General features: G+C 34.1%; 27 protein-coding genes and 1 pseudogene. 20 read left to right on the top strand and 8 right to left on the bottom strand.

Features of this window, described 5'->3' with window-relative positions; all coding sequences use genetic code 11:
- Positions 1-39: 39 nt before the first annotated feature.
- The 11 genes from ABS916_RS03610 to ABS916_RS03560 all read left to right on the top strand — a co-directional run bounded on the left by ABS916_RS03610 (position 40) and on the right by ABS916_RS03560 (position 12,655).
- Positions 40-3,624 (top strand): phage tail tape measure protein, encoded by a 3,585-nt coding sequence (locus ABS916_RS03610; protein WP_350450610.1) that lies wholly within the window; start codon positions 40-42, stop codon positions 3,622-3,624.
- A 3-nt stretch (positions 3,625-3,627) separates the two neighbouring features.
- Positions 3,628-4,323: a distal tail protein Dit gene (locus ABS916_RS03605; protein WP_350450609.1), complete on the top strand. Its 696-nt coding sequence runs from the start codon at positions 3,628-3,630 to the stop codon at positions 4,321-4,323.
- Positions 4,324-8,652, top strand: a complete 4,329-nt coding sequence (locus ABS916_RS03600) for a phage tail spike protein (protein ID WP_350450608.1) — start codon at positions 4,324-4,326, stop codon at positions 8,650-8,652.
- The gene (locus tag ABS916_RS03595; protein WP_350450607.1) at positions 8,652-9,092 is read left to right on the top strand and encodes a DUF1617 family protein; all 441 of its coding nucleotides are present in this window, start codon (positions 8,652-8,654) and stop codon (positions 9,090-9,092) included. The genes ABS916_RS03600 and ABS916_RS03595 overlap by 1 nt, the downstream gene beginning before the upstream one ends.
- Position 9,093: 1 nt before the next feature.
- Positions 9,094-9,336, top strand: a complete 243-nt coding sequence (locus tag ABS916_RS03590) for a hypothetical protein (RefSeq protein ID WP_350450606.1) — start codon at positions 9,094-9,096, stop codon at positions 9,334-9,336.
- 70 nt (positions 9,337-9,406) lie between these two features.
- Entirely contained in the window at positions 9,407-9,811 is a 405-nt protein-coding gene (locus ABS916_RS03585; protein ID WP_350450605.1) for a YomK family phage-derived protein, read from the top strand.
- Between the two features lie 148 nt (positions 9,812-9,959).
- On the top strand, positions 9,960-10,430 hold the full coding sequence (locus ABS916_RS03580) for a hypothetical protein (protein ID WP_350450604.1): 471 nt from the start codon (positions 9,960-9,962) through the stop codon (positions 10,428-10,430).
- A 46-nt stretch (positions 10,431-10,476) separates the two neighbouring features.
- Entirely contained in the window at positions 10,477-10,902 is a 426-nt protein-coding gene (locus ABS916_RS03575) for a hypothetical protein (protein WP_350450603.1), read from the top strand.
- Positions 10,895-11,371 carry a hypothetical protein gene (locus tag ABS916_RS03570; RefSeq protein WP_350450602.1) on the top strand — a complete coding sequence of 159 codons (477 nt, stop codon included), beginning with the start codon at positions 10,895-10,897 and terminating at the stop codon, positions 11,369-11,371. Before ABS916_RS03575 ends, ABS916_RS03570 begins: the two co-directional genes overlap by 8 nt.
- Positions 11,358-11,642, top strand: a complete 285-nt coding sequence (locus ABS916_RS03565) for a phage holin (protein ID WP_350450601.1) — start codon at positions 11,358-11,360, stop codon at positions 11,640-11,642. The genes ABS916_RS03570 and ABS916_RS03565 overlap by 14 nt, the downstream gene beginning before the upstream one ends.
- Entirely contained in the window at positions 11,642-12,655 is a 1,014-nt protein-coding gene (locus ABS916_RS03560; RefSeq protein ID WP_350450600.1) for a peptidoglycan-binding protein, read from the top strand. Before ABS916_RS03565 ends, ABS916_RS03560 begins: the two co-directional genes overlap by 1 nt.
- Before the next feature lie 42 nt (positions 12,656-12,697).
- Here the strand turns inward: ABS916_RS03560 and ABS916_RS03555 are convergent, their stop codons facing one another.
- Both ABS916_RS03555 and ABS916_RS03550 read right to left on the bottom strand, forming a co-directional pair.
- Positions 12,698-12,919 carry a glycine zipper domain-containing protein gene (locus ABS916_RS03555; RefSeq protein WP_350450599.1) on the bottom strand — a complete coding sequence of 74 codons (222 nt, stop codon included), beginning with the start codon at positions 12,917-12,919 and terminating at the stop codon, positions 12,698-12,700.
- 29 nt (positions 12,920-12,948) lie between these two features.
- A complete protein-coding gene (locus tag ABS916_RS03550; RefSeq protein ID WP_350450598.1) occupies positions 12,949-13,143 on the bottom strand; it encodes a glycine zipper domain-containing protein in 195 nt (64 codons plus the stop codon).
- Between the two features lie 381 nt (positions 13,144-13,524).
- On the opposite strand from ABS916_RS03550, the gene ABS916_RS03545 reads away from it, so the two are divergent.
- The gene (locus ABS916_RS03545; protein WP_350450597.1) at positions 13,525-14,385 is read left to right on the top strand and encodes a lysozyme; all 861 of its coding nucleotides are present in this window, start codon (positions 13,525-13,527) and stop codon (positions 14,383-14,385) included.
- A 125-nt stretch (positions 14,386-14,510) separates the two neighbouring features.
- Positions 14,511-15,224 (top strand): lysozyme, encoded by a 714-nt coding sequence (locus tag ABS916_RS03540; protein WP_350450596.1) that lies wholly within the window; start codon positions 14,511-14,513, stop codon positions 15,222-15,224.
- A gap of 48 nt (positions 15,225-15,272) precedes the next feature.
- Here the strand turns inward: ABS916_RS03540 and ABS916_RS03535 are convergent, their stop codons facing one another.
- From ABS916_RS03535 to ABS916_RS03520, 4 genes are all read right to left on the bottom strand, one after another.
- Positions 15,273-15,629, bottom strand: a complete 357-nt coding sequence (locus ABS916_RS03535) for a helix-turn-helix domain-containing protein (protein WP_350450595.1) — start codon at positions 15,627-15,629, stop codon at positions 15,273-15,275.
- Positions 15,630-15,707: 78 nt separating this feature from the next.
- Positions 15,708-16,019 (bottom strand): ssDNA-binding protein, encoded by a 312-nt coding sequence (locus ABS916_RS03530; protein WP_350450594.1) that lies wholly within the window; start codon positions 16,017-16,019, stop codon positions 15,708-15,710.
- An 88-nt stretch (positions 16,020-16,107) separates the two neighbouring features.
- Entirely contained in the window at positions 16,108-16,371 is a 264-nt protein-coding gene (locus tag ABS916_RS03525; RefSeq protein WP_350450593.1) for a hypothetical protein, read from the bottom strand.
- Between the two features lie 958 nt (positions 16,372-17,329).
- Positions 17,330-18,253 carry an AEC family transporter gene (locus ABS916_RS03520; RefSeq protein WP_350450592.1) on the bottom strand — a complete coding sequence of 308 codons (924 nt, stop codon included), beginning with the start codon at positions 18,251-18,253 and terminating at the stop codon, positions 17,330-17,332.
- 206 nt (positions 18,254-18,459) lie between these two features.
- Here ABS916_RS03520 and ABS916_RS03515 point away from each other — a divergent pair, with 206 nt between their 5' ends.
- From ABS916_RS03515 to gloA, 3 genes are all read left to right on the top strand, one after another.
- Positions 18,460-18,996, top strand: coding sequence for a GNAT family N-acetyltransferase (locus tag ABS916_RS03515; RefSeq protein WP_350450591.1), 537 nt, complete (start codon positions 18,460-18,462; stop codon positions 18,994-18,996).
- A 22-nt stretch (positions 18,997-19,018) separates the two neighbouring features.
- On the top strand, positions 19,019-19,399 hold the full coding sequence (gene gloA2 / locus ABS916_RS03510) for an SMU1112c/YaeR family gloxylase I-like metalloprotein (RefSeq protein ID WP_350450590.1): 381 nt from the start codon (positions 19,019-19,021) through the stop codon (positions 19,397-19,399).
- A 77-nt stretch (positions 19,400-19,476) separates the two neighbouring features.
- Positions 19,477-19,857 carry a lactoylglutathione lyase gene (gloA, locus tag ABS916_RS03505; protein ID WP_350450589.1) on the top strand — a complete coding sequence of 127 codons (381 nt, stop codon included), beginning with the start codon at positions 19,477-19,479 and terminating at the stop codon, positions 19,855-19,857.
- 83 nt (positions 19,858-19,940) lie between these two features.
- Here gloA and ABS916_RS03500 read toward each other — a convergent pair whose 3' ends face one another.
- A complete protein-coding gene (locus tag ABS916_RS03500) occupies positions 19,941-20,366 on the bottom strand; it encodes a hypothetical protein (protein ID WP_350450588.1) in 426 nt (141 codons plus the stop codon).
- Positions 20,367-21,008: 642 nt separating this feature from the next.
- On the opposite strand from ABS916_RS03500, the gene ABS916_RS03495 reads away from it, so the two are divergent.
- From ABS916_RS03495 to ABS916_RS03485, 3 genes are all read left to right on the top strand, one after another.
- Entirely contained in the window at positions 21,009-22,286 is a 1,278-nt protein-coding gene (locus ABS916_RS03495) for an alkaline phosphatase family protein (protein WP_350450587.1), read from the top strand.
- Positions 22,287-22,290: 4 nt separating this feature from the next.
- The gene (locus ABS916_RS03490) at positions 22,291-23,565 is read left to right on the top strand and encodes an MFS transporter (protein ID WP_350450586.1); all 1,275 of its coding nucleotides are present in this window, start codon (positions 22,291-22,293) and stop codon (positions 23,563-23,565) included.
- 131 nt (positions 23,566-23,696) lie between these two features.
- Entirely contained in the window at positions 23,697-24,632 is a 936-nt protein-coding gene (locus ABS916_RS03485) for a dipeptidase (RefSeq protein ID WP_350450585.1), read from the top strand.
- 70 nt (positions 24,633-24,702) lie between these two features.
- Here the strand turns inward: ABS916_RS03485 and ABS916_RS03480 are convergent, their stop codons facing one another.
- Positions 24,703-26,361, bottom strand: a complete 1,659-nt coding sequence (locus ABS916_RS03480; RefSeq protein ID WP_350450584.1) for a peptide ABC transporter substrate-binding protein — start codon at positions 26,359-26,361, stop codon at positions 24,703-24,705.
- 202 nt (positions 26,362-26,563) lie between these two features.
- On the opposite strand from ABS916_RS03480, the pseudogene ABS916_RS03475 reads away from it, so the two are divergent.
- Positions 26,564-26,881, top strand: a pseudogene (locus ABS916_RS03475) (YrhK family protein); the annotation flags it as partial.
- Between the last annotated feature and the right edge of the window lie 112 nt (positions 26,882-26,993).

Genomic DNA, 26,993 nt, shown 5'->3' with positions numbered 1-26,993 from the left:
CAAGCAATGGAAGATGCCAATAAAGGAAGGAGGTAGGAAATGGCAGGAAAAAACCCAGAAATAAAAGTTGAGTATAAAGTAGTGAATCAGGCATTCAATCAAGGTCTTAAAGAAATGCAAAGTCAAACAACAACGTTGAATAAAGAGTTTGCAGTTCAAAAAGAACAAATGAAAAATACTGCTTCTGAATCTGAAAAGTTAGAAGCAAGTGTTAGTAAGTTAAATCAAGAATACACAATGGCTGAACAAAAAACAAAAATGGTCGAATCAGCTTTACAAAATACTAAAGAGATTACTGGAGAAAATTCTAAAGAAACACAACAGTGGTCGAATAAATTACTTGATGCGCAAAAGAACCAAGAACATTTAAAAAACTCTTTACTCGAGACAAATCAAGCTTTGGATAAAGCCAAGCAAGCAGAATCTCAATTGTCTGCAGAACAAGAAAAACTATCGCAAAATACTAAACGTTTAGACACTTTATTTGAAGCTACAGGAAAAAGCTTAGATGACTATACAGATGTATTAGGTACTCGTTTAGTTGATGCTATCCGTAAAGGCGAAGCAAGTAGTGATCAATTAGAGTTGGCCATTAATAAAATTGGGAAGTCTGCTTTAGGTGCTGATGCTGATTTAGGTAAAATGAAAAACGCATTGGACCATGTAGACAATGGAAGTTCTATTGATGCAGTAAGCCAAGACTTAAAAGAACTTTCTACTGAATCAGATAAAACAGCCGATGCATTAGAAGATATGGGCGATAAAATAAACGCTGGTAATCTTTTGGAAGGTGCGGAAGCTTTAGGCGGAGTAGCTGACAAAGTAACTGAAATAGCGACTGCAGCATTTGATTCCGCAATGACTATTGATGACCTTACCAGTCGGTACAATCTTGCTTTTGGCTTAACTGGTGCTGAAGCAGAAAAAACTAAAGATAAAATTGTCTCTCTTTATAAATCTGGTTTCGTTGATAGTTACGAAGAAGCTACTGATGTATTGATTAACACACGAGAACAAATTAGTGGTCTTAATGAAGAATCACTTGATGATGTTTCTAGAAGAGCTGTTTCTTTTGCTAAAACATTTGATGCAGATATACCAGAAACATTACGTGGGGTTAACTCATTAATGAATGTTTACGGAATGAGTGCAGAACAAGCTTTTGATTTAATGACTGTAGGTGCTCAAAATGGTTTAAATAAAACAGATGAGTTAGGTGATAACCTAGCTGAATATGCGACTTTATTTGACGAAAACGGTTATAGTGCTTCTGAAATGTTTAATATTCTACATGCTGGACTTGATGGTGGAGCTTATAACTTAGATAAGGTCAATGATCTTGTTAAAGAATTTGGTGTAAGGGTATCTGATGGAACTATCAAAACAGCAGTAAGTGATTTAGGAGGAAACTTTGAATCACTATTTAGCACTTGGGAAAAAGGCGGAGGAACGAATAAAGAACTATTCTCAATGTTAGGTGAAGAAATAGCTGGAATGAGCAGTGAACAAGAAAAAGCAGCAGCTATATCAGCTATATTTGGATCAATGGGTGAAGATGCAGGTACTAAAGTTATTGAAGCTATGAGCTCAGCAGCAAATGAAGTTAACGGCGTAAAAACGATGTTTGACGAAACAACAGATGCTTCAGACAAATTAATGGAATCTGCAGACAGTCAGAATATAACTTCAATGTGGCGTGAATTAAAAGAGATGTTAACTCCAATTGGAGAACAGATTATGCAGTTAGCTATTGAATATATGCCTAAAGTAATTAACGGTATTAAGGGAATGGTTGAATGGTTTAAAAATTTAGGACCCCACGCAAAAGCTATTTTTGAATTTGTTGGTATATTTGCAGGACTGGCATTAGTAATAGCACCTATAGCAGCAGCTGTTGCAGGGATAATAGCATTACTAGGATCTTTAGCCATACCAGTTTTATTTGTAGTGGGCGTAATAGCTACTATTATTATGGCCGTTAAAAATTGGGGAGCTATCACTGATTGGCTTTCTGAAAAATGGAGTACTTTTACAAATTGGATATCCGAATCGTGGCAACTTCTCTATCAAAAAGCTGGAGAGGTCTTTTCGTCGTTAGGTGAATTCTTTAGTAATTTATGGTCTACCATTATTCAGAATGCTTCAGAAAGCTGGACTAGTTTCGCAACATCCATTTCTGAAATATGGACTGGATTCACTGAAGGAGCAGCAAGTTTATGGTTTGGTTTTATTGAGTTTTTCGCAGGAATTTGGACTAGTATCTCTACAAATGCAGTTGAGATATGGAATAGCTTTACTTCTACAATGTCAGAAATCTTTACTAATTTAGGTAATCTAATATCTGAAACATGGACAAATATTTCTACTTTTGCAATTGAAGTATGGAATCATTTGATTGAGCTTATTACACCAATTATTCAAAATTTTATCAATGTCATTATGGTTCCTATATCTTTATTGCAAGTAGGACTACAAGCAATCTGGTTATTACTTGTGGCTGGTGCAACCATTGTGTGGGAAGCTTTAAAAATCGCTGCTAGTGCAGCATGGGGCTTCATAAAAAATGCAATAATTACACCCATTCAAGAAGCCTGGTCTGTTGTTTCTGGAAAGCTTCAAGAAATGTGGTTAGGAATTGTTACCAAATTTGATGAAATTAAAACGGCAGCTTTTACAAAATGGAATGAAATTAAAGCAGCAATCGCAATGGCTTTCACTTTGGCTAAGAATACTGTAGTACAGATAGCAACTGAGATATGGACTAATGTAGTAGCCAAGTTTGATCAAATAAAAAATTCAACGATTGCAAAATGGAATGAAATAAAGAACTCCATTTCAAATTCGTTTACTTCAGCAAAAAATACAGTCGTTTCAATAGCATCTGCTATCTGGTCATCTGTAGTTGCTAAGTTTGATCAAACAAAGAATTCTGCTATTGAGAAATGGAATCGAATTAAGTCAGCAGTTACTGAACCACTAAATTCTGCTAAGAATACTGTAGTTAGTGTAGCAAGCGGTATTTGGTCAAGTCTTACTTCAAAGTTTGAACAAATACGCAGTTCAACCGTTACAAAATTTAATTCAATTAAAAACTCAATCATTAATCCAATCCGTGAAGCAAAAGATAAAGTGAGTGGATTCATTGAAAGTATCAAAGGTTTCTTCAGCAATTTAAAACTGAAAATACCAAAACCAAGTATGCCAAGTATGCCAAGCTTTAGTTTGAAAACATCCTCTAAAACGGTTTTAGGTAAAGAGATAACTTATCCTTCAGGAATTAACGTTAAATGGAATGCAAAAGGTGGGATTATGAATAAACCTACTATCTTTGGTTCTATGGGTAATACCTTGATGGGTGGAGGAGAAGTTAATGGAGAAAGCGAAGCTATACTTCCACTTAATGATAAAAATCTTGGTGGAATTGGAATGGGTATTTTGCAAGCTTTAAATAAAGAAAATACAGATAAACACTTAAATTCTACCGTAACAAGTAGTCCTATCTATATCACTGTCCAAAGTATACTAAACGGGAAAATGTTAGGGAATGAACTATTAGATCCAATAGATGTAGGACTAAATAATAAATCAAGCAGTTTAAACTTTGGAACGACAGGGAGGCCTTAGCAAATGGGATTAAATGTTTTATTAGATGGAATAAAAGATGAGACAGTTTTTCTTTCTGTAGCTAACCGACCTGCCATTCCTACAGCTAAAAGAAAACTTAAAAAAATACCCGTACCAGGGCGAGACGGAGACTTAACAAAATTTGAGGGTTATGAAGACGTTTCGTTGCCAATTGATTTCAATATTTTAGAAGACCGTAATATTAAGGGGGATATCAGGAAAATCAAAGGATGGCTTATGAATAAGTCGGTGCTTACATTTTCTGATGATCCTAATTATTTTAGAAAGATAAAAAATATCGACATTGGAAATATTGATAATGAAGTTGAATTTTATGGAGCCTTTACAGCAGACTTTTTACTTGGTCCATTTGAGTATCAAAAGACGGTTACTAAAACATATACTACTTCACCCATAACATTAATGAACCCTGGAACCTATTTCAGCCAACCTTTGATAAAAATTATAGGTACAGGAACAGTTGTACTAACTGTGAATAACGTGGGGATAACTCTTAAAAACTTAACAGATGAAATCATAGTGGATAGCGAACTAGGAGAGGCATATAAAGGGTTAACATCTAATATGAATGATAATATGAGCGGACCATTTCCACTATTTGTTCCTGGTAAAAATAGTATTAGCTGGACAGGAGCCGTCACAAAAATAGAAATAGATGAGAGGTGGCGCTATTTGTAAATGATTACTTTATATGATAAATCAGAAACGAACTTTGAACATAACGGTATTGGAAGTTTAGAGCAAGACATTATTGACCCTAAAATACATTGGATTGATAATGGTATCTTTTCTTTTGAATTTGACTACCCGTTATTTGCAAAACATGGACTAGAAATAACCAATAGCTCAATCATTAAAGCAAGGGATCCTGAACAGGACAACTTGTTTTTTGTTTATAAAGTCATCCCTAGCATGGGCTATATAAAGGTCTACTGCTACCATATTTTTTATAAACTTGCATTTAATACAATCAATGATACGAATATCGTTGGGAAAAATGGACAAGGTGCTCTAACACAATTAGCTGGAGCAACTCAATATCCACACAAGTTCCAGTTTACTAGTGATCTAACAACTAGTGCTAATTCAAGAGTTGTTCGAAAAAATCCAGTAGAAATTTTATTGGATAGTAATTTGGATAACTCGTTTATTAACCGCTGGGGTGGCCATATTATTCGACATGGTTTCAATATTCGTATGAATCAAAGTTACGGAAGCAATAAAGGGTATAAAATTCAGCACAAAAAGGACTTAATTGGTTATGAAGCAACAATTGATGAAACGACTGTTGTTACTCGAATAAGACCAGTTGGTTATGATGGTTTACTTTTACCTGAAATATATATTGATAGTCCTTTAATCAGTAGCTATCCAGAACCAAGAATACAAGAGTACACGTATTCCGATGTAAAGGTAGGTAATGGTGAAGGTGAGTTTGCAACAGCTTCTTTAGCTTATGCAGAACTAAGACGATTAGCAAAATTAGAGTTTAGCCAAAATAAAATTGATGTACCAAGAGGTATTTATAAAGTCGATTTTGTGAATTTAAAGGAAACGGAAGAGTATAAAAATTTTGCCCCTTTAAAACAAATTTTACCAGGCGACATTGTAGCCGTAGAACATGAAGAAGATGGCATAAATATCCGTTCTCAAATGGTCGAATACAATTGGAATCCATTGTTAAAAGAATACATTGATTTAACTTTAGGTAATTATGAAAGAAATTTTACTTCTACAATCAATCAACTAGATAAAATTCAATCGGATATTAAAAATATTCATACTCAAATTGAGTTGGTTTACTTGTCCGCTGATGGCAAGAATAAAATCTACTCTGGTGAAACGGAACCTATTATTGATCAGAATAGTACTGAAGGTGATTTGTGGTTTAAAAAGAATGGCGATAAAACAGAGTTGTGGATCCTTCGTACTGTTAATGGATTATTGCAGTGGGTAGTTGAATTATCTGATGCAACACAAGAAGAATTAAAAGCCGCAATAAAGGACGCTATTCTACAAGCTGACAAAGACCGAACAAAAGCAGAACAAGATATCAATCAAGCTGTAATTGATGCAAAAAACTACACTGAAGTAAAGGCACAAGAGTTTGATAACAAGCTAGTAGTGGTCAATCAAAACGTTACGACAATAACCAATGTAGCTAATGCTTCAGTCACTCAAGCGAATAAAGCTGTAGAAGACGCAGGATTTGCTAAGGTTGATGCCGCATCTGCTAAACAGACAGCTTCTGCAGCTTCAGGAAGTGCATTGGAAGCATTAGGTTTGGCCAAGAACGCTACTACCAATGTTAACACGTTAACGACTAATTATGATGCACTAACGCAAACTGTTGGCTTTAAAGCAGAGAAAACAGTCGTCGATGCTGTATCAAAAAAAGTTGAACAACAAACATTAGCCATTGCAGCTAATGCTCAGCAAATTGATTTAAGATTGACATCAACCCAAGTGGACACCTTAGTCACTCAAAAAGGTTATGCAACTACCAATCAATTGACAGCTACTAGTGGTGCTCTCACTAGTTTGATTACTGGTGTGGAGATTGATTTGGCTAATTTAAAAATTGGTGGGCGGAATTTATTGCTGAGTTCTCAATCAATAGAGATTACTCCTTCTACTAGGTATATTCAAAAAAATCTAGCGAAGCCGATAAAACCAAATCAAAAGTTTACTATCTCTATTGGTTATAGAAAATATTTCACAGAAGTGATGAAACATGAATCGGTACTGGTTTCTCCCAGAGATAGAAAAGGAACATCAGGAATTGGAGATGCTGTTGGCTCTGTATTTACCGTTTCGATAGGTGGTAGTGTTACAAAAGAATTTACAAACTCCAATCAGCAAATTGACGCTATTCTTTTTTATAGTGCAGACCAGAACGTTGTTTCAGGTAATCAAGAATTCTACTATGAAATTCAAGTAGAGGAAGGTACTAAAGCTACAGGCTGGTCACCAGCGCCAGAAGATATGACTACGGTTGTTCAGTTCACTGAACTTAATCAAACAGTAAATTCAATAAGTGGTCGAGTTGGCAACAGCGAAGATCAAATAGCTGCTCTGGTATTGCAAGCCAATGGCCTTCAAATAACCGTAGCTAATAAAGAGGATAAGACAAGAGTCGCTCAGTTGGCTAATCAATGGACTCAAACAACTGAGTTGGTCAATGGTCACACCGGACAAATTAGTAATCTTGGTTCCCAAATCAATTTAAGAGTTACCTCAGGTCAAGTAACTGAGGCTATTTTAGCGGATAAAACCGTAAAAGACACCAGAAATGATAATCAGCTACCTGACTGGTACTACACAAACTATCCTAGACAAACAGTTGAAGAATTCAAAACTAGAGTAGCATTAGGAATACTCGGAACAGCTACTTTTGGTCAACTTACCACTACGGTTCCGTGGAATAATAATGCTGCTTTTGGGGTAGTTATTACTCAAACTTTTAGAAGTTCGGACGGAGTATTCCAAAGAACAAGTACTTCCAACGGTGGAGCTTGGTTAGCATGGGATAAAGTCGCTGAATCCGGAAAGTTAATCACTCAAATAAACCTTTCAAAAGAAGGAGTCTTAATCCAAGGAGATTATATTTATTTAAACGGTCAAACTAAGATGGACAATGCATTCGTAACTAAAATGTCTGCATATTCATTAGATGCCGTTTATGCAGATATCTCTACACTAAAAACAAGATTATTAACCGCGGATGTCATTACTTCAACTATGCTCAAATCTGACACAGCTTTGATTGATAAATTATTTGCGACTGATGCAAATGTTCAACGGTTAACGGCTAAAACTGCTTTTATCAACTCCATTAAAGCGGTAGATATTGCAGCAGATAAAATTACAGGTGGCGTGTTTAATGCAGCGCTAATGAATGTTGTCGGTTTGAACGCAAATAGTATGACAACTGGAACGTTGAATGGGTCTAATATGTCTCTTAATTTAAATACAGGTACGTATGAATCTACTCAGTACCAAGCTAATGAAGTTGGTACACAAATGAAAGTTTCTGCTGTAGATATCTCTAAAGGTAATTTAACGACATATAGTTATTTAGAACCTCAACGAGCAGTATTGTCATCTGGTTCATTGTCATTAGAAGTTCTTGCAGGAAGCGATCCAAAATCAGCTAAAAAAGTAACGGATATAAATTTGACTGGGGCAGGTATTTCTTTTTCATCTTATAACACGAGCGGTGTTATAAGTCGTTCCAGACTTTTAGAAGCGATATCTGAAGGTTTAATTATAAGACCGACAGCAGGTACAGGTACGGATTTAAACACCTCTTTACATCTAAAAGGTGGTGGAACAGGATCTTATCAATATATTCAATTTATTTCTGGTGATAATATTGTTCAACGTTTAGAAACTGAAGGTCAATATATGACAGCGTACCATGGCGGTAATGGAGCATTCCAAGTAGCGAAATATGGTGATAATCCTAACTCAGGTCTTGTTATATCTGGTGTTTACGAAACTAGACATTCTACAGGTGTCTCATTAAGGATTGCTGGTGATTCAATCTCGACACCTAGAGATGGAGCGAGAAATATATTCCTTGTACCACAAGGGGTTGGATCAGTCATATCTGGTAACTCTTCAGGTGTTCGTTACAACATGGTGGCAAGTGACTTTGTTAAACAATCTTCTAGAACCACTAAGAAAATTATTGGTCCTATAAAAGAAGGTCTAACCGCTATTAATCGGTTAACAGCAATAACCTATTACAAACTATCTAAATTGAATGATGGAATAATTGAAATTGAAAAAGGGTTCATATCCGAGGACAGTCCAGATGTGGCCACAACAGATGGAAAAGGAATTTATGATAGTCACATAACGGCTCATCTGGTTAAAGCAGTTCAAGAATTAGATGTTAGAACAGCGAGTGAAGCGGATCAATTAAAACAAGAAATAAAAAAATTGAAGAAAAGAATACAAAAATTAGAGAAAAGAATACAAAAATTGGAGAGTGCAGCTTAATGAAAACAATCAAACTAGAAAATCAAATGATCATACCGGTATTTCAATTCTTGCAAGATGCTACATTAGTAGGAAAAGCCACACGTGGACGTAATCAATTTTTAAAACGTTTGGAAGAAAAGAGTAAAGAGTTCAACGAGGTTTTAACGGATATTAGAAAAGAATATTTTGTTTTAGATAAAGAAGGCGAATTAAAAGTTGAAGATGGAAAATACGTTTTCAAAAGTGAAGCAGATAAAAAAGATTTAGATAAAAAAATTAAAGAATTAGATGAAGAAGAGTGTGAAATACAATTTGGTGAATATTCAACCAAATATGATGCATTATTTACTGCGTTAGATAGCTATGAAGAAGGGCTAAGCGGTCAAAAAGCACTTGGATATAATGAATTAATGGATGCTTTTGAAGCAAATGAAGATAAAACAGGGGAGGAAAACTGATATGTTAAAACTAATTAAATCAATCACGTTAAATGGTAATTCAGAAATTGATGGTCAACCGGTGGTTAATTTGTCTGCTACAATTCCAGACAATACGGGAGTTGGAAATATTAATCAGTATATCCAAAGCGCTGAATTGTATGAGAAAAATAAAGCTACTGTTCGGAAAGATATTGCAGACTTCCAAACTGCAGTTTATGAAGTTGAAGATGAAATTGCTGCAGAAGTTGAAGTAACTGAATAGCTTTCACTTAAAGTTCTCCTTTAATAAACCGATACTTTAACAGTAAAGATTTTGTTAAAGGAGTAAATTAATGGAAAAAGAAGAATTGATAGATGCTATTTTCACTAAAAATAATGAGGAGTTGAGTAAATTTATCAAAAAAAATTTTTATGAGATTAAAGATAACGATTATCATTCATATATTAATAAGATTTATTTGTTAAAACAAATGGATAAAAATGTATTGGATTATGCTAATAATAGAATGAACGCTTACGGTAACCACTTTTCTACTGTTAAAGATTTTTCAATAATACTTACTGTACTAAGTACTCTAACATCATATTATTTAACAGGATTAAAAGAAGTTACACCATTCATTATGTTTGTTGTCTTTGGATTGCTATTTGCTGGTGTAATAAAAGAATACACTAAGACAAGAAGTATATGGATAAATTTTATGTTCTTTAGAGACATATTAAAATCAATTAAGTAACGAACACGAGAATGGTCAGAATTGGTTGCTTTTTTTAATTTGAGAAAAGGAAGGTGAAGAATGAACCAAACTGTGCGGTAAAAGAAACCTGTCTATTTTATTTTCGTATTGATATAATTAATAAAAAAGGCAGGAGTGTTATTTTATTGTGAATGTAAATATAAATTTAGGAAGTGTATGGGAAATGCTTAGTGCAATAGGAACAATAGGTGCAGTAATAGTATCATTGTTTTTAGCTTTTAGAGAATCGAAACCTGATTTAAAAGTGAGAGTATCTATAGAAAGTTTTTTCCATCGTTATTACAACTTAGTCTTAATAAAAAACCCTACAGACGTATTTACCATAGTTAGATTCGGGTATTACGGTTATTTTAGAAAAAATTACTATAACGCAGATTTAGTAAATGATGTAGAAGTTTTGAATGAAGAAGATTCCGCTGTAAATAAAAGGATTCCGCTTGTGATTTCTAGTGAGTATATTTTAAAATTGGTGTTACTACCAGAGTATACTACTAAGCTTATTGGTAAAAAAATTAGGTTTTTCGTTGAGGATATTGATGGAAAAATTTATAAGTCGAATAAGATAAAAATACAAAAACTGAATACGAAACAAAGGTAGTCGAGAAATCGGCTGCCTTTTTAATTTGAGAAAAGGAAGGTGAAAGATGAGTAAATCTCAAAAAAAGGTACTTAATTATAAAGAGTATCCGCAAAGGATAGCTTTAAGAATTGTGCCATTCGCTATTTCTTTCTGGACGTCCGTATATGGTTGGCTACTATTAAAAAACACACAAGTCATAAAGTATAGAGAAAGTTACGGGTTCATAAAATTAATAGGACAGTATTTAGGAGAGGCAATTTTTCCAAGTTTACTCATAATAGTTGGGATATTAAAGATGTTGTCGATTGTTTTTGATTGGAAGATAAAGAAGTTGTTCCTTCATACTTTATCAATCAGTTGGGGAATGTTACTAATTAATTTTATCGTGCAAAATAATAATGGCGGTTCAAACTATGGTTGGCTATTTTGCTTTATTGTTCTTTCAGTCTTAATTGCCGCTTATGGGGAGGAGCAAGAGTTAGATGGATAGTCAACAAGTACAACAAGCAAGCGAAAATGGATGGGTATTAATCGTTTTGGCTATAGTCAGCAGTGCTACATTTTTACCACAGTTAATTAAGGTTTTAGGATTACTTATCAATTACTTTAAATCGAAAAGCGATAAAAGTGTTCAAGCAAGACAAGAAAAAACTGAAAGCTTAGAAGAAGAGAACAGACGATTACGAAGCGAAAAAGACCTTGACTACGCTAAAATGAAGTCTGATTTAGATCAATTAAGAGATGCCTACTTTAATATGCGTGAAGAATTGATTGAGTTTAAAGTAACTGTCAAGTCACTTGATAGTGAAAATACTATATTGAAAAATGAATTAGTAAAAAAAGAAACGGCTTTAGAACATGCAAGAAATGAAGCTAGAAGATGGAAAGACAAGTACAATCAACTACAAAATGAAAATTATAAAAAAATTGAAAGAAGGAATTTAAATGAAAACAATTAACTGGAAAGTCCGATTCAAAAATCCACAATTCATTATTCAGCTAATCGTATCAGTATTTGGACCAATTTTAGCTTATGCAGGAATCACAGCTCAGGACATTACTTCTTGGGCTGTTTTATTTGATTTAATTCTAGCTGCAGTTAGTAATCCATATGTACTTGTCACTATTTTGTTAGCCGTTTATAACGCGGTGGTAGACCCAACAACAAAAGGGTTAGCAGATAGCAAACAAGCATTGAAGTATACAGAACCTAGAGAGGATGGTAAATAATGACAAAAGATATCTTAGTAATTACAGGACATGGACAAGGACCAAACGGATTTGATCCAGGGGCAGTAGGCAATGGAACGAATGAAGCTAAATTCTTACGTGAAGTATTTGTTCCATCAATGAAAAAATACGCACCTTCAAATATGAGGTTCCACACTGGACGTGACGTGTTTGCATGGAAAGATGCTAAAACAATTATGGCCGATGAAGTGATCGAATTACATTTAGATGCTGGAGTTAGTTCAGCAGAAGATGGCCACATTATTATTTACAGTAAATTTAACCCAGATAACATTGATAACCGTTCAGTTAACGTAATTAAGAACAACGTAGGCATTCGTTATGGAGGAGTTTCTAAGCGCAATAACCTTTATAACTTAAATAAATTTGCTGAAAGGGGTATTTCTTATCGATTGGCTGAACTAGCTTTCATCACGAATAAAAATGAGATGGACTATATGTTCAAAAATGGTGATAAATATGCTAAAGAATTAGTTGAAGCCATCATCAATGCTAAAACAGTCGTTAAAGAACCTGTAAAAGTTGAAAATATTTACAAGGTAGTAAAAGGCGATACGCTTTGGTCTATTGGACGTAAGTTTAATGCTACGGTTAAAGACTTGAAAGCATGGAATAACTTAACATCTGATACGATTAGCATTGACCAGAAACTAGTTCTTAAAGGTGCTAAGGATTTAACTCCAGTAACAGAAAAAGAACCTGCTAAAGCACCAGTAGCAGTTCCTGCTAAAGTCACCTATTCATTTGCTAACAAAATTTTGAGATTAACTAGCCCATTAACTCATGGAGCAGATGTACTAGTCATGCAACAAGCATTAGCATCAATTTACTTTTATCCTGATAAAGGTGGTAAGAACAATGGAGTAGATGGCTGGTATGGTACTCTAACTGTAGATGCTGTCGAACGATTCCAATCAGTTTATGGACTTGAAGTTGATGGCGTATTTGGACCAGCTACACGTGCTAAATTGAGTTCGTTAGTAAATAAATAGACGAGAGAAAAGCCACTTCTTAATTGAGGTGGCTTTTTTTGTTTATTTTGATTTATTTTTTGATTTTTGGCTACCCATAGCTGCACCAATTACAGCTCCACAAGCAATACCTATAGCGATTCCTACAGCCAAATTATCAAATACTAGTCCTAAAGCAGCACCAAACGCAAGACCATAAGACATACCTAAAACAGTGTGAGTTGCTTGATTTGTATTTTTTTCATTACGTTCTTGCTTGCTATCTTTATTATCTAAGTCACTCATAAATAAATTCCTCCCTGTATTTTAGATACTTATTTTTCTTTATCCTTAGATTTCATACTATCTAATGCTGCACCGATTGCTACTCCAATACCCATTCCAAGAGCTAGATTATCTGTAAGCATTCCAAAAGCAGCTCCTAGCGATATGCCTATAGCAAGAAAAGGGATGTTATCTGTTTTTTTACCATGTTTTTTCTGCTCTTTATTATTATCTAAATCTCCCATAAACATCGTCTCCTTATAAATAATTTTACCATAATAGGAAAGATAAGCTATTATTTGAAATTAAACTATTAAGTAGATATAAGTAATTGTATTGTGATAAATCAGAAAAAATGATAACATTTATTTGTACTTAGACTTTTATACTTAATTGGAACGAGTAGCGGAAACTGCTTGTTCTTATTTTTATTTATTTACAATTATATATAAACACAACAAAACCCTATCTCTTAATTGAGGTAGGGTTATTTTTTTATAGAAAAATAAAAAAACTGTTAGTATTAACTCTGACTTTTTATATAAGTAAGGTATGATAACTAAAGAACGTATGTTCGTGGCAGACGTGTCATAATTAGAAGAAAACAACTGAAAGAAGGGGTTTTAATGGCAAATGAGAACATGAGAATTTCTCAAACTGGAAGAAATTTGATTCAAGAATTTGAGGGTTTGAAATTACAAGCTTATCAAGATCAAGTTGGTGTTTGGACAATTGGTTATGGTCATACAAAAGGCGTTAAAGCAGGAATGAGTATTACTCAAGCGCAAGCTAATGCGTATTTAGATGATGATATTACAGATCATGCTGCTGGAATTTTCACTTATGTAACTGTACAACTTAACCAAAATCAGTTTGATGCACTTGTAAGTTTTCACTTTAACTTAGGCGCACATATTCTAAAAGGTTCAACCTTATTAACATATATCAATAATAAACAATGGAAAGAGGCGGCAGCAAAAATGAAAGAATATATCAATGCTGATGGAAAACCTAGCGATGGGTTAATTCGTAGACGTAAAGCTGAAACTGATTTGTTCTTAAAAGCAGCAGAGTCTGATGATTCTGGGCGTTCGAAAAAATTTAAAACAGGGGATAAAGTTCGCTTGTCTGCAACAGCTAAACAGTGGAAAGGAAGCACTGGATTTGATCTTGGAAGCTTTAAATCAACTTATGTTGTCGATTGGTTAAACGCAGATGGAACTATTTACATTAAACCAGTAGGAGCAGACTGGGGTGGAAATGTATTAGAGTCAGATATTGAATTTGTTAGAAATAACGATATTCAAAAAGATGAAATCATCAAACTTAGAGACCAAGCAACCAATTGGGTCGGAGGTGCCGAAATTACTTCTGGTATGAAAGGTATTGAATATTCAGTCCGTTATAGAACTGATGGTAACCGTCTGTATATTGACAATGGTAAATTCCGAGGATTAGTCTACGATTGGGATGCAGTCAAAGTATAAAAAATAATAATATTTTTTTGTTTTCTATCATCTTTATATTATATAAAGAATATAGCTAAGTAAAATAGCTGTTTGCGAAACAGATTTTACTTACGCAAACATATGACTGGAAGTGGGTTCAATTCATGGCAAATGAGAATATGAAAATTTCACATAATGGAAAAAATTTAATTAGAGAATTTGAGGGTTTAAAATTACAAGCTTATCAAGATCAAGTTGGTGTTTGGACAATCGGTTATGGTCATACAAAAGATGTTAAACCAGGAATGAGTATTACAGAAGCTCAGGCTATTGCATTTCTAGATGGTGACATTGAATCCCATGCTGCTGGAATTTTTAATTATGTGACTGTACAGCTTAATCAAAATCAATTTGATGCTCTTGTAAGTTTTCATTTTAACTTGGGTGCATATATTTTGAAAGGTTCTACGTTATTAACTTATATCAATAATAAGCAATGGCAAGCTGCTGCAGCAAAAATGAAAGAATACATCAACGCTGATGGGAGTCCTAGTGCTGGACTAATTCGTAGACGTAATGCTGAAACAGAATTGTTTTTAAAAACACAAACAGGAGATGATGAGGGTATGGCTAAAGCAGGTAAAGAGGTAATGAAATGTATCAACTATTTAACGATTTACGAAAAACCAACAAGAACATCTAATGTATTGAAAACTAAAACCAAAGATAGTAGCATGACTGTTGAAGGCTATGTATATGGAGAAGCAGTTTATGGGAATAACATTTGGTGGTATAAAGTAGAAGGTGGATTCGCTTTTTCTGGTGATTTTGTTCCTAAAATTGACCAATTGTATTTAGATAAAAGTAATAATTTATAAGACACAACAAAACCCTATCTCTTAATTGAGGTAGGGTTTTTTTATGTATTAAATTTTATCCCAAAACAAAGCATCTAAAACTGTTTTAGCACGCTTCTTTTCAACGTCAGTTAATTCTAATTCGCCGTAACTTATAGGAATGTTGCTTTTTAAAATTGAATCAAATTCTAATATTTTTTCACCTTTGGACCATTCAGGAATATGATCACTTCCTATTAAGAACTCAATTGATACATCGAAATATTTAGCTATTCTGTCAATGATTTCGACACCAGGAGTGGATCTTTGCCAAGTATACATTGCGGTTTTCGATAACCCCATTTTTTCTGAAAATTCTGGTAAGGACATACCTTTTCTAGCAGCAAGTGATTTAACGTTATCGTACAAGTTCATGCCTGCGCTCATGTTTAATTGCCTCCATTTTATATGGTTTTGAATACAATTTCATAATAACACAATAGACATGATGTATTATAAATAAACTTAAAACATATTTTTCATAAACGGCAATCTTCTTCCTTTATAATCCCATAACTGACCTAAAAGAGTAGGCTGACTTTCAATTTTATATTCTTGAATAACTAATTGCTTACGCTCATTTATAGTACAATCAACAGTTAAACCAGTACCGTTTTCAACTTCATAAACAAATTTAAAAGCTTTTCGTCCAGCGATCAGACAGTTATGGATTTGTCCATTAACCTCTAAAGCAATGTAGCAAAATGGATAACCCTTTTTAGTGTTGATCACTTTTACGTCCGAAACTACTTTACCAGTAAACATAGCAGCGTTCATAATTCTTCATCCTCCTTCAAATAGTCTTCTAAGTCATCCTCTATAAGTAACAAGCTACTTTCGCCAAGACCCCAAACATCATCCAAAATCATTCCTCCAATTCGATAGTAATGATAAATGCATTAACTCCAAAAGGAACGCCATCCATTCGATACTTTCCAATTCCACCCATGCGAATTGTCTGTAACATAGCTGAATATTCGATATCATATTCTTTAATATCTTCATGGCACACCTTATCCGTTATGTAATCGAATTGATCTCTACTCGGATATTCTTCTTCAAAAAACATTTCTTTTTCATCTATCATCATGTAGCTTTGGTTAAATTCTTGAATATTCATTTTCTTCATTTCGGTCACCTCGTGTTTATTATACGAACGTATGTTTGTTTTGTAAAGCGAATAGAACGATTAATTTCATAAAAGAACGTATGATATCGCTTTCAAAGTATAATGATTATAGTTATAATAAAGATGTTAAAATATTATAGTTATATGAATTCCAGTTAGTTAGTTGCGATGAGATAGCTACCTGATCGTTATAATTAATTGGAATTTGTTTGTAATATTTTAACCGTATAGATCATCTTAACGGATGAGACTGCAAGAGTATCCGGTATTCTTGGCACATAGATTACCGATAACCCCTAATCTTAACTCCAGCAAAAAGGTTAGGGGTTATTTTTTTATATTAAAATACCCTCACTGGATGAGAAGTGAGGGGTAGGGTATCTATAATATATGCAAAGTATCTCAAATGATTTATTTATGTTAGTATTATTTTATCATCCTACTCGCTAAGGATTAGAACCTCCTATATAATAGGAAGGTTCTTTTTTTATGGAAATCATTTTCATTTTAAATCGTCTACTATTTAGAAACATTTTGCACTAATTTTGAACTAAAGCTAATGATTAATTGATGTAAAAATGTTTTCTAAGCCGGCAAGTGGCTTTGCTTTTTATATGTTAGAATAAAGTTATTCCCTTTCTGGTTGAATGTAAAAAAAATAAGCCCGCCCGGCTTATGTTAAAAAGTTCCGACTTTGTTCCGACTGAAAATAAATACCAATCAATTCATATCCACTTTATAAAATAAATAAAACTCAGAAACTCAATAAACACAAGATTTAAAAGGTATTAGAGAATATTTAAAATTCATATTTCAGCTTGAGGGGCTGGTCAGGGTAACCCTGGTGGAAGTTCGACTCTTCTCGGCCGCATCGAATCAAATACGTTAGTACATAGCGAAAAAGAAGCCACATTGAGAAGACAGTCTTCTCAGTGTGGCTTCTTTTTTGATGCTCATTTTAGTTTGTTGAAAATGCAAATTCAGCAATTTGTAAGACCATAGGCATACTGATGATGGAGAGCAAAGTAGATAAAACCACTAAGCGTGCGCCATATTCATAGTCTCCACCATAGAGTTGTGAGAATAAAGCCGTATTTACAGCAATAGGAGCAGCAGTTGCAATGGCTAGTACAAAAAAGACTAAATAGTTATCTAAAGGCAGTAGCCATAACACAAAGATACTGATAAGTGGAGAAAGAATCAACGATAAGAAAGTAGTCCAATACGCTCGTGGATGAGTAAATACATCCATTAATTTAGACTGTGCCACATAACTGCCCAATAAAATCATAGCTAATGGCGTATTTAAATCTGCAATAGTAAAAAGAGAATCACTTAAAATAGTTGGCAGCTGTATTTGTAGTAAATAAAAAATCAATCCAGTAAGTGAGCCTAGTGTTGCGGGGTTTAATAAAGCGCGCTTAGGAGTGATTAAAGAATTATCTCCTGAAATAATATAAATGCCGTAAGTTCTTTGTAAAATATTTGTCACAGCACTATAAGCGGACACAAAAAAAACTCCTTCATAACCAAGAACGGCAAGAACTAGTGGAATCCCAATAAATCCTGCATTTGTAAAGGTTGTTGCATAGCGGTCTGTTCGAGACGCATTACGCAAGAAAAAATAATTGACTAAAATGCGCACTGCCATTAACAAGATTGTAATGGCAATCGTTGCTAAAAACCATTTAAATTGAGTAGAATCATATGATTGCTGAAAAGACATAAATAAAAGTACCGGTGTAATGAAATTTGCTAGCATGTTAGCAATTTGTTTTGTACCAGAGACATTTAGGACATTTTTTTTAACAAGTATGTATCCGAAAAAAATAAGAACAAACATACTGCCTAACTGTTGCAAGATTATATTACTAATCGTCAATTGAGCATATCCCTCCTTATAAAAAGTAAACTATATGAAGTATACCGTAAATCATTCTGTTACAGCAAAAAAATGTTTTAAACTAAAACAGTAAGCTAGTGACAAATGAGTTATTTAATGCTAATTTAGAATAGCCAAGAAAGTACAGCTGAGAAAAGGGTAAGAGCTGGATACTTTATTAGGAATTTGAATAGAGGAGCAAAATTATGGAACCAATCAAAGTTGGAGAATCTTCAGGTCTTGAAGAAGTTCGTATCGAATTAGCAACTGCTGAAGATGTGGATGAAATTGTTGCGATTTGTACACAAGGTTATGCTTGTACCGCTGAAGCTGTAAAGGATAAAAAAAAAGTTCAAGAAAAAGTTGAAGAATACTATAATCCTAAAAGAATCCTAAATGAAATTGAAGAAGTATCGGCTAAATGGAGTGGCTGGATCGTGGCTCGGTTAGACGAAAAAGTAATTGGTGTTATCGGCGGAGGAATAGTTGATTCTAAAGTGGGGAAAGTTTTTGTTTTATATGTTGATGTCAATTATTTAAGAAAAGGTATTGGAACGCGTTTAGTAAATCACTTAACACAAATGCAGCAGTTACTAGGAAACAGTACTCAATTGGTTAGTTTCCTTAAGTCTGATAAAGAGAGTAGTCAATTTTATGAAGCTCTTGGATTTCACTATCTTCAAGATATTGAGGATACTAAAAATGTAGAATTTACGAGTATTGAAATGATCCGCGATATTTAAAAACTAATGGGAGGAGTGGTGTATGAATATTAAGAGCATTCATCATGTGGCAATCATTGCATCTGACTATAAAAAATCAAAACAGTTTTATACTGAAATTTTAGGTTTAGAAATCATACGTGAAAATTACCGTTCAGAGCGGGATTCGTACAAATTAGATTTAAAGTTAGGGACTAGTGAAATTGAATTATTTTCTTTTCCTCATCCAACAGAGCGGCCAACTCAACCAGAAGCTGCAGGTTTAAGACATTTGTGTTTTTATGTAGACGATTTTGACGGAGCCATTCAATCATTGAATGAAAAAGGCGTTGAAACAGAGCCAATTCGTATAGATGAGTACACAGGTGGAAGATTTACATTTTTTAAAGATCCAGATAATTTGCCATTAGAATTACATGAATGACTTATTTTTTGAACTCTTTGCAGAAATGCATTAAGATAAGAATGTACAAATGATTGTAATGAGAGGATGAAGGATAGATGGCAAAAAAAATGTTGCACACTTGTGTGCGCGTGATGGATTTAGAAAAATCAATGGATTTTTACACAACTGTATTAGGATTTAAAGAAGCGAAGAGATTAGATTTTCCAGAACTTAAATTCACATTAGTTTATCTAGCTTTGGATGGAGATGACTATGAATTGGAATTGACATATAACTATGATCAAGAAGAAGCTTATACCCTTGGAAATGGATATGGTCACATTGCAATTGGTGTGGATGATTTAGCCGCAACACAAAAAGAATATAAAGCTAGTGGTTATGAAGTTACTGATTTAAAAGCTCTCCCAGATAATGCAGCGAATTTCTTTTTTATTACAGATCCAGATGGTTATAAAATCGAAGTTATCCAAAACTAGAATCAAACAATTTACTTTTAACTAAATTAAGGATCAAAAAAAACGATTTCTAGACAATAAAGTCTAAAAATCGTTTTTTTGTGTTACTTAGATTCCTTAAAACCAAAGCGTTCAATTAATCGTTCCAGATTTTCTTTATGCCAAGAACAATCGGCAACTTCTTTAGGAACTTTGTATTTTTTTATGCGATCATCGGTAGCAGTAGCGTCGTTGTACTGAATGAGTAGGTTATAGAAATTGGATTGCTTTTTGAAATAAATAGATTTAACTTCTGTTAAAGGAACTTGGGCATAATCGCCTTCAATAGGAGTCATAGAATCTTTTTCAATTGGCAATATAACGAATTCTCTTTCAGCAAAATTCAGGTAAATTTTTTCAGTTTCATGCTTACCTAACAATGTAGCATACCATTTTCGATTCCGAGTTTTTCTTTCAACCAAAATGGTATCACCTGTTTTTGCATCTAAGCCATGACGTTGTAGATAATTTATAATGACTTCTTCTTTCATAAAAAGGCCTCCTTAAATTAAAGTCTTGCCTAGTAATGAGAAAAACTCTTCTAATGAATCAACCCTATTATAGAACAGCTTTTTTGTAAGTACCAATGATATGCATGGAGAGCGTCAAGAGAAAGATCTGAGGGAGTCATAAAGGTGAGAAAGTTCCTTTTGTTCTAGTGTAGTAAAGAAAATTCAACTTTTTTTGATAACTCTTTTGATAACTCTTTTGATAACTCTTTTGATAACTCTATGAATAAATAATTGAAAACAACTTGTGTTTAATGAATAGACATGGTAAAGTACATACATGCGATGAGTTGACCTCCAATCAGGTGACTTCGGTCATTTCGCTGCGGCGACAAGTGATTGGAACTTTAGACAGGGCACAACCGTACTTCGGTACAACTGCAAGATGCAGGTGTTTGGACCCCTCTGTTTTGTGGAATTCACGGGACCTATTTATGTAAATGAATACTGTCGGAAAAAACACTGATTTTATCAGTGTTTTTTTTTATGTAAAAATAGATAAAATGAACTGTTAGCCAAGCTACTTATACAAAAAAATAAAATTCTTTACTTAAAAATAACACGGATGCTCTTTCTCTAAAAGTAAGCTTGTGGGATAATAGATTAATTAAGGGGGAAGAATGAATGCAGAAACAACGTCTATATATGATTTCTTTAGATGCTTTTGGTGCAAAAGATTTAGAATATGCCCAAACGCTTCCAACATTTAAGTATTTATTGGATCGAAGTGCAAGAGTGGAAAAAGTAGAAACGGTTTACCCATCTTTAACCTATATGGCTCATACATCAATTGTTACGGGAGTATATCCTAATAAACACGGTATTACAAACAATACATATGTACAACCAAAAAGAGAGTCACCGGATTGGCATTGGTATGCTAAAGATATCAAAGTTCCAACTTTATTTGATATCGCTCATGAAGCAGGATATACGATTGCTTCCTTTTTATGGCCGGTTACTGGACGAAACAAAGCCATAAAGTATAATTTAACTGAAATTTTCGCCAATCGTCCTTGGCAGTCACAAGCACTAATCTCGTTGTGGTCATCTTCACCAAAATTCGTTTTAGATTTAGAGCGTAAATTTGGCAAAATTCGTAAAGGTATTCAGCAACCAGAATTAGATCATTTTTTGACTGCTGGAATTGTAGACACGATTCACTCTAAAAACCCTGATTTAATGGCGATACATCTAGTTGATTTAGACAGTACAAGACATCATTTTGGTGTTGATTCTCAAGAAGCAAAGGCTGCTATTAGACGCATGGATGATCATTTGAATCAAATCATTACCGCTATGAAAGAAAAAGGTATCTTTGAAGAAACCGTGTTAGCTCTATTTGGTGATCACTACCAATTAGACACGCACACTGTGGTTAGGCTAAATCAATTGTTCAAAGCACAGGGCTGGCTAAAAGAAACTAAAGATGGGCTGATCCAAGAGTGGGATGTTTTAGCTAAGGGAGCAGATGGTTCTTGTTATATTTATACAAAACCGGAAGTAGACCTAGCTGAAGTACACCAACTTTTAGCACAGCATTCGGAACAAATCGAAACGATTTATACTCAAGAAGAAGCCGCTCGTTTAGGAGCAGATGAGACGTGCAGTTTTTTAGTTGAAGCAAAGAAAGGGTATTATTTTATTAGCAATAGTAACGGTTCATTTTTAGAAGAAATTAAAACTAATGAAGAAACTCCTTTTCATAAAGGAACACATGGGTATAGCCCCAAAAAAGAAAACTACGAAACCACATTATTTATTTCTGGACCAAGTATAAATGCGGATGCACGAATACCTGTAGCTCGTTTAATTGATGAAGGACCAACTTTTTTGCATGCAATGGGGTTGAAATTTCCACAGGCTGTTGATGGAAAGGTTTTAAAGGGATTATTTAATTAGCGAGGTGAGAGCAGTGGAAATAGGAAAAGAACGGTTTAAATACACAAAAATAGAAAAAAGTTGGATTTTACAAGATTGGGCTAACTCAGCCTATTCGATTATGATTACTACAGCTGTTTTTCCGTTGTTCTTCAAAGCAGTTTCTGAAGGAGCGGGTGTGAGTGCGGTAAATTCAACTGCTTATTTGGGGTATGCTAATGCAATTGGAACTTTAGCCGTTTCGCTGTTAGCGCCTATATTAGGTGCAATTGCTGATTATAAAGGTTACCGAAATCCAATGTTTTCTTTAGCTACAGGATTGGGTATTATTGCGACGTTTAGTTTTGCATTTATTCCAGATGAGAACTGGTTGTTATTATTGATTATTTACGCGGTATCTTCGATTGGCTTTGGTGCAGCCAACATTTTTTACGATGCATCTTTAATTGATTCTACAACCTTAAATCGAATGGATCGTGTTTCTAGTGCAGGATACGGATGGGGTTACATTGGCAGTTCCATTCCATTTGTTATTTTTATTTTCTTTCAATTAACCCAAATTCTTCCTATTTCACAAACTGCTCTTATCAAAGGTGGATTTGCAGCAACGGCTCTTTGGTGGTTTATATTTACCATTCCTTATTGGAAAAATGTCGAACAAAAAACGTATATAAAAAAACAACCACATGTTGTTAAAAATAGTTTTTTGAGATTGTGGGAGACGATTAGGAATATCCGTCAGTATCGTAATGTTTTTTTATTTTTAATTGCTTATTTTTTCTATATTGATGGAGTAGGAACTATTTTTAAAATGGCAACTGCTATCGGTGCAGATGTCGGACTAATGGCCAATGATTTGATTGTGGTGATGCTAATCTGTCAATTTGTAGCATTCCCATTTTCTATTTTATATGGAGTATTAGCGGGTAGATTTGGCAATAAAAAAATGATTTATGTAGGAATAGCTACCTATACATTTATTTGTATTTTTGCATTATCGTTAGATTCATTATTAACGTTTATTATATTAGCTGTTCTTGTAGGAACAGCACAAGGTGGGATTCAATCGCTTAGCCGTTCTTTATTTGGTCAGTTGATTCCTAAAGAAAATGCAAATGAATTCTTTGGTTTTTATAATATTTTTGGTAAATTTGCAGCAGTGGTCGGACCGCTTTTAGTTGGAATTATCTCTCAACTAACGGGAAATTCATTAAATGGTGTATTTGCATTGATCGTTCTTTTTATTATTGGAGGATCCGTTCTTTACTTTGTGGAAGAACCTGTTCGTGAAATAAATTAATCGATACAAAATGATTTTAGATAGCCACTTTAGCTATTTAAAATCATTTTTTTATATTGCACTTCTATTATGGTTAAAGTATGATGAGAAAATATAAGATGAGTGCGTAAAAGCGGAAAGTAGGAATCCATTTGAATAGTATTGATATGCATTGTGATGTTCTTTATAAAATGCAAGTGAACCAAGGTAGCTTAGATTTTAAAGATTCAAATCAATTAGAAGTAAATCTTAAACGCTTGAAAGAAGGAAAGGTTAAAGTTCAGGCTTTTGCTATTTTTATCGAACCAAGTCTGCCATCAGATCAGCAATTTGCAGCGGTTTTAGAACAAATTGCATTTTATCAAAATGACGTACTTGGTAAACATCCTGAAGTAAAACAAATAAAAAAATGGTCGGATATTCATGAGTTGAAAGAGAATGAAATAGGATCATTTCTCACTCTTGAGGGTGTGTCTTCTATTGGGAATGATTTGGATAAGTTAGAGTATTTGTTGGATGCGGGAATACTATCAGTAGGATTGACTTGGAATCCAGCTAATCTTGCAGCTGATGGAGTTGGGGAACCAAGAGGCGGTGGATTGACAACATTTGGCTTTGAAATCGTCAAACGCTTGAATGAGAGGAAAGTCTTCACTGATGTTTCTCATCTTAGTGTTCAAGGATTTTGGGATGTCATGAAGCATGCGAGTTATCCTATTGCTACTCATTCGAATGTTTTATCTTTATGTAGTCATGTGCGAAATTTAAATGATGATCAGATCAAAGCGATGGTTGAACGGGATGCAATGATTCATGTTATTTTTAATCCAACATTTACGATTGAAGATGGAGAAAACAATCTAGTAACAATAGCAGATTTGATTCCTCATGTTGAACGGTTGGTGGAGTTAGGTGCCGTTAACACTATCGGTTTCGGTTCAGATTTTGACGGCATCAGCACGTACATTGAAGGATTGTCGCATGCTGGAGAAACCCAAAATTTTATACAAGCATTACTTGAAAGGTTTACTGAAGAAGAAGTTCAGGGTTTTGCTTCTAAAAACTTCTTGAACCATTTACCAAAATAAAAAAAGTTCAACAGCAAAAAATGCTGTTGAACTTTTTTGTATAGATATAGGATTAAATTAGAATAGTAAATTAGTCGATAACATACGCATCTTTATAGCTATATCTAGCACCTACTGAATTAATGTTGATATTTTTGATTTTAGGATTTCGCAACATGGCTTCACCTTTTTGATATAAGGGAATAAGTGCCACATCATCTAAAGCAATTTGATGAGCTTTCAACATGTCAGTCCATCTTAAATTAGCCTTATTTGCATGAATTCCTTTAGCATCATCAATTAATTGATCCACTTCTGCGTTTGAGTAGCCTCCATTGTTATAAGAAGACGTGCTATACAATACGTCTAACATGATCATTGGATCTGAAACATATCCGCTCCAACCAGATGAAATCAAATCAAAATCACCTGCCGCAGCTTTAGCTAGTCTAGCACTGAAGGGAACATTTAGGAGGGTGATGTTTACACCTTCTAAATTATTTTGTAATTCTCCTTGTAGATACTCCATAACTCGCTTACTGGTTTCATCATCATCCCCAAGTAATTCCAATTCAATCGTATCTACTCCAAGCTCAGATTTTGCTTCCTCTACTAACGTTTGGGCTTTGGGCAGGTCATAAGTATAAAAATCTCCGGCTTCTTCAGCAAACTCAGTACCTGATTCTGGATTTTTAACAAAGTGATCTGGAACCAATCCAGTGATGAGTAAAGAACCATTATTTAAGATGACTGAAGTCAATTCTTCACGGTTGATAGCTAGTGCTAATGCTTTTCTGAAGGTTTCATTTTTTAAATAGGGGTTGTCCGATTGATTGACTTCTAGGTAATTGGTTCTTGAAAAGTACTCAACTGTGTAACTAGGATTTTTTTGAAATTGTTTAGCATATTCACCAGATAATAACGCATTGTCTACATCGCCTTTTTCAAATAAGTTTACTCCAGTGGACACATCTTTAATGACTTGATTCGTAATTTTAGTTAAATGAACATTTTGTGCATCCCAATAAGCTGGGTTTTTTTCATAATTCCAGCTTTCATCCAATCCGTTATCCCAATCAGATAGTAAGAAAGGGCCGTTGGTTAGAGTTGTTTCGCTACTAGTGCCATATTGATCACCAGCATTTCTTACAAATGCTTCATTTTGTGGAAAAAACGACACAAATGACATAAGAGAAGGGAAGTAAGCAATAGGTGTTTCAAGTGTGACTTCTAAAGTTGTCTCATCCAATGCTTTAACTCCAAGTTCTTCAAGCGGAAGTTGTTTTGCCATGATGTCAGAAGCATTTTTTATATCTTCAAATAAGTACGCATAAGCTGCACCAGAAGTGGGGTCAACATTTCTACGCCACGAAAACACAAAGTCATGTGCAGTAACAGGTTCGCCATTTGACCATTTAGCATCGTCTCTTAAATGAAAGGTATAGGTTAATCCATCTTCTGAAATCTCTTCACTTTCAGCTAAGGCAGGGATTGGCTCATTATTTTCATCTAATCGATAAAGTCCTTCAATAAACTGATTAACGCCAGCAAAAGTAATATTTTCAGCAACTAAAACAGTGTCTGTTGTTGCTAATTCACTTTCTACAGTTAAGTGCATGACTTGTTCAGAAGCAAGGACAGCCTCTGACGATTCTTTCTTTTCAGCAAGTTTTTCGTTTGATCCGCAAGCACTTAAAAAAAATAGTAAGGTAAAAACTATCAAGCGTGATGTTTGTTTCTTTGTATTCATATTTATTTCCTCCAAAAACGTATTAAACAGTTTATTTCTCAACTTACCAATTTTAATACTAGAATAAAAAACGTGCAAGTTCTCATTATTCAGTAGGCATTTTTTAATGACAATGGTTTCTGATTCGTTTTTTTTGAAAGGTGATACGGAGTTTTGTATACTACTTATTATACGAACATGAAAAAAGTGAGGGTAAATCAACATGCCGAAAATAGAACGTAAAGAACATGACGTTATTCCTGACAAAGAAGAAGATATTGAAATCAAAAGTGGACGATTTCGCTTGTATTTTCAAAATCGTTACACATTGATATCATTAACAAATGATATCTTAACAGGTATCTTTTATATGATAGGAAGTTTAGCAACGTTAACACCTATTCCAGATGTTTATGGAACTTATCTTTATCTAATAGGCGGATTTTTTCTGACCGCGCGACCAATTCTGAAAATTTTCCATAATGTCTTTATTTACGACGATGAAAAACTAGCTCAAAAAGAGGAGCAAGAAGCAAAGGAAAAAGAAGAAAAAGAAGCAGATGAAGAAGAAAATGACCCAGAAGAAGAGCAAGAATACAATGAAGAATATTATGGCAAAGATAATGATCAAGAATATGAAGAAAAAGAGCAAA

The sequence above is a fragment of the Carnobacterium sp. genome (genome assembly GCF_040274945.1).
Lineage (GTDB): Bacteria > Bacillota > Bacilli > Lactobacillales > Carnobacteriaceae > Carnobacterium_B.
Note: the sequence above shows the minus strand (reverse complement) of the source record. Positions and strands in the feature narration are given on the sequence as shown.

Bases quoted from the DNA above. Each gene is read 5' to 3' on its own strand.
- ABS916_RS03570 (WP_350450602.1), top strand. From the start codon at position 10,895: ATGGATAGTCAACAAGTACAACAAGCAAGCGAAAATGGATGGGTATTA.
- ABS916_RS03500 (WP_350450588.1), bottom strand. From the start codon at position 20,366: ATGAAAGAAGAAGTCATTATAAATTATCTACAACGTCATGGCTTAGAT.
- ABS916_RS03610 (WP_350450610.1), top strand. From the start codon at position 40: ATGGCAGGAAAAAACCCAGAAATAAAAGTTGAGTATAAAGTAGTGAAT.
- gloA2 (WP_350450590.1), top strand. From the start codon at position 19,019: ATGAATATTAAGAGCATTCATCATGTGGCAATCATTGCATCTGACTAT.
- ABS916_RS03550 (WP_350450598.1), bottom strand. From the start codon at position 13,143: ATGGGAGATTTAGATAATAATAAAGAGCAGAAAAAACATGGTAAAAAA.
- ABS916_RS03495 (WP_350450587.1), top strand. From the start codon at position 21,009: ATGCAGAAACAACGTCTATATATGATTTCTTTAGATGCTTTTGGTGCA.
- ABS916_RS03605 (WP_350450609.1), top strand. From the start codon at position 3,628: ATGGGATTAAATGTTTTATTAGATGGAATAAAAGATGAGACAGTTTTT.
- ABS916_RS03590 (WP_350450606.1), top strand. From the start codon at position 9,094: ATGTTAAAACTAATTAAATCAATCACGTTAAATGGTAATTCAGAAATT.
- ABS916_RS03535 (WP_350450595.1), bottom strand. From the start codon at position 15,629: ATGAGCGCAGGCATGAACTTGTACGATAACGTTAAATCACTTGCTGCT.
- ABS916_RS03585 (WP_350450605.1), top strand. From the start codon at position 9,407: ATGGAAAAAGAAGAATTGATAGATGCTATTTTCACTAAAAATAATGAG.
- ABS916_RS03530 (WP_350450594.1), bottom strand. From the start codon at position 16,019: ATGAACGCTGCTATGTTTACTGGTAAAGTAGTTTCGGACGTAAAAGTG.
- ABS916_RS03560 (WP_350450600.1), top strand. From the start codon at position 11,642: ATGACAAAAGATATCTTAGTAATTACAGGACATGGACAAGGACCAAAC.
- ABS916_RS03555 (WP_350450599.1), bottom strand. From the start codon at position 12,919: ATGAGTGACTTAGATAATAAAGATAGCAAGCAAGAACGTAATGAAAAA.
- ABS916_RS03525 (WP_350450593.1), bottom strand. From the start codon at position 16,371: ATGAAGAAAATGAATATTCAAGAATTTAACCAAAGCTACATGATGATA.
- ABS916_RS03600 (WP_350450608.1), top strand. From the start codon at position 4,324: ATGATTACTTTATATGATAAATCAGAAACGAACTTTGAACATAACGGT.
- ABS916_RS03540 (WP_350450596.1), top strand. From the start codon at position 14,511: ATGGCAAATGAGAATATGAAAATTTCACATAATGGAAAAAATTTAATT.
- ABS916_RS03480 (WP_350450584.1), bottom strand. From the start codon at position 26,361: ATGAATACAAAGAAACAAACATCACGCTTGATAGTTTTTACCTTACTA.
- ABS916_RS03545 (WP_350450597.1), top strand. From the start codon at position 13,525: ATGGCAAATGAGAACATGAGAATTTCTCAAACTGGAAGAAATTTGATT.
- ABS916_RS03595 (WP_350450607.1), top strand. From the start codon at position 8,652: ATGAAAACAATCAAACTAGAAAATCAAATGATCATACCGGTATTTCAA.
- ABS916_RS03515 (WP_350450591.1), top strand. From the start codon at position 18,460: ATGGAACCAATCAAAGTTGGAGAATCTTCAGGTCTTGAAGAAGTTCGT.
- ABS916_RS03565 (WP_350450601.1), top strand. From the start codon at position 11,358: ATGAAAACAATTAACTGGAAAGTCCGATTCAAAAATCCACAATTCATT.
- gloA (WP_350450589.1), top strand. From the start codon at position 19,477: ATGGCAAAAAAAATGTTGCACACTTGTGTGCGCGTGATGGATTTAGAA.
- ABS916_RS03575 (WP_350450603.1), top strand. From the start codon at position 10,477: ATGAGTAAATCTCAAAAAAAGGTACTTAATTATAAAGAGTATCCGCAA.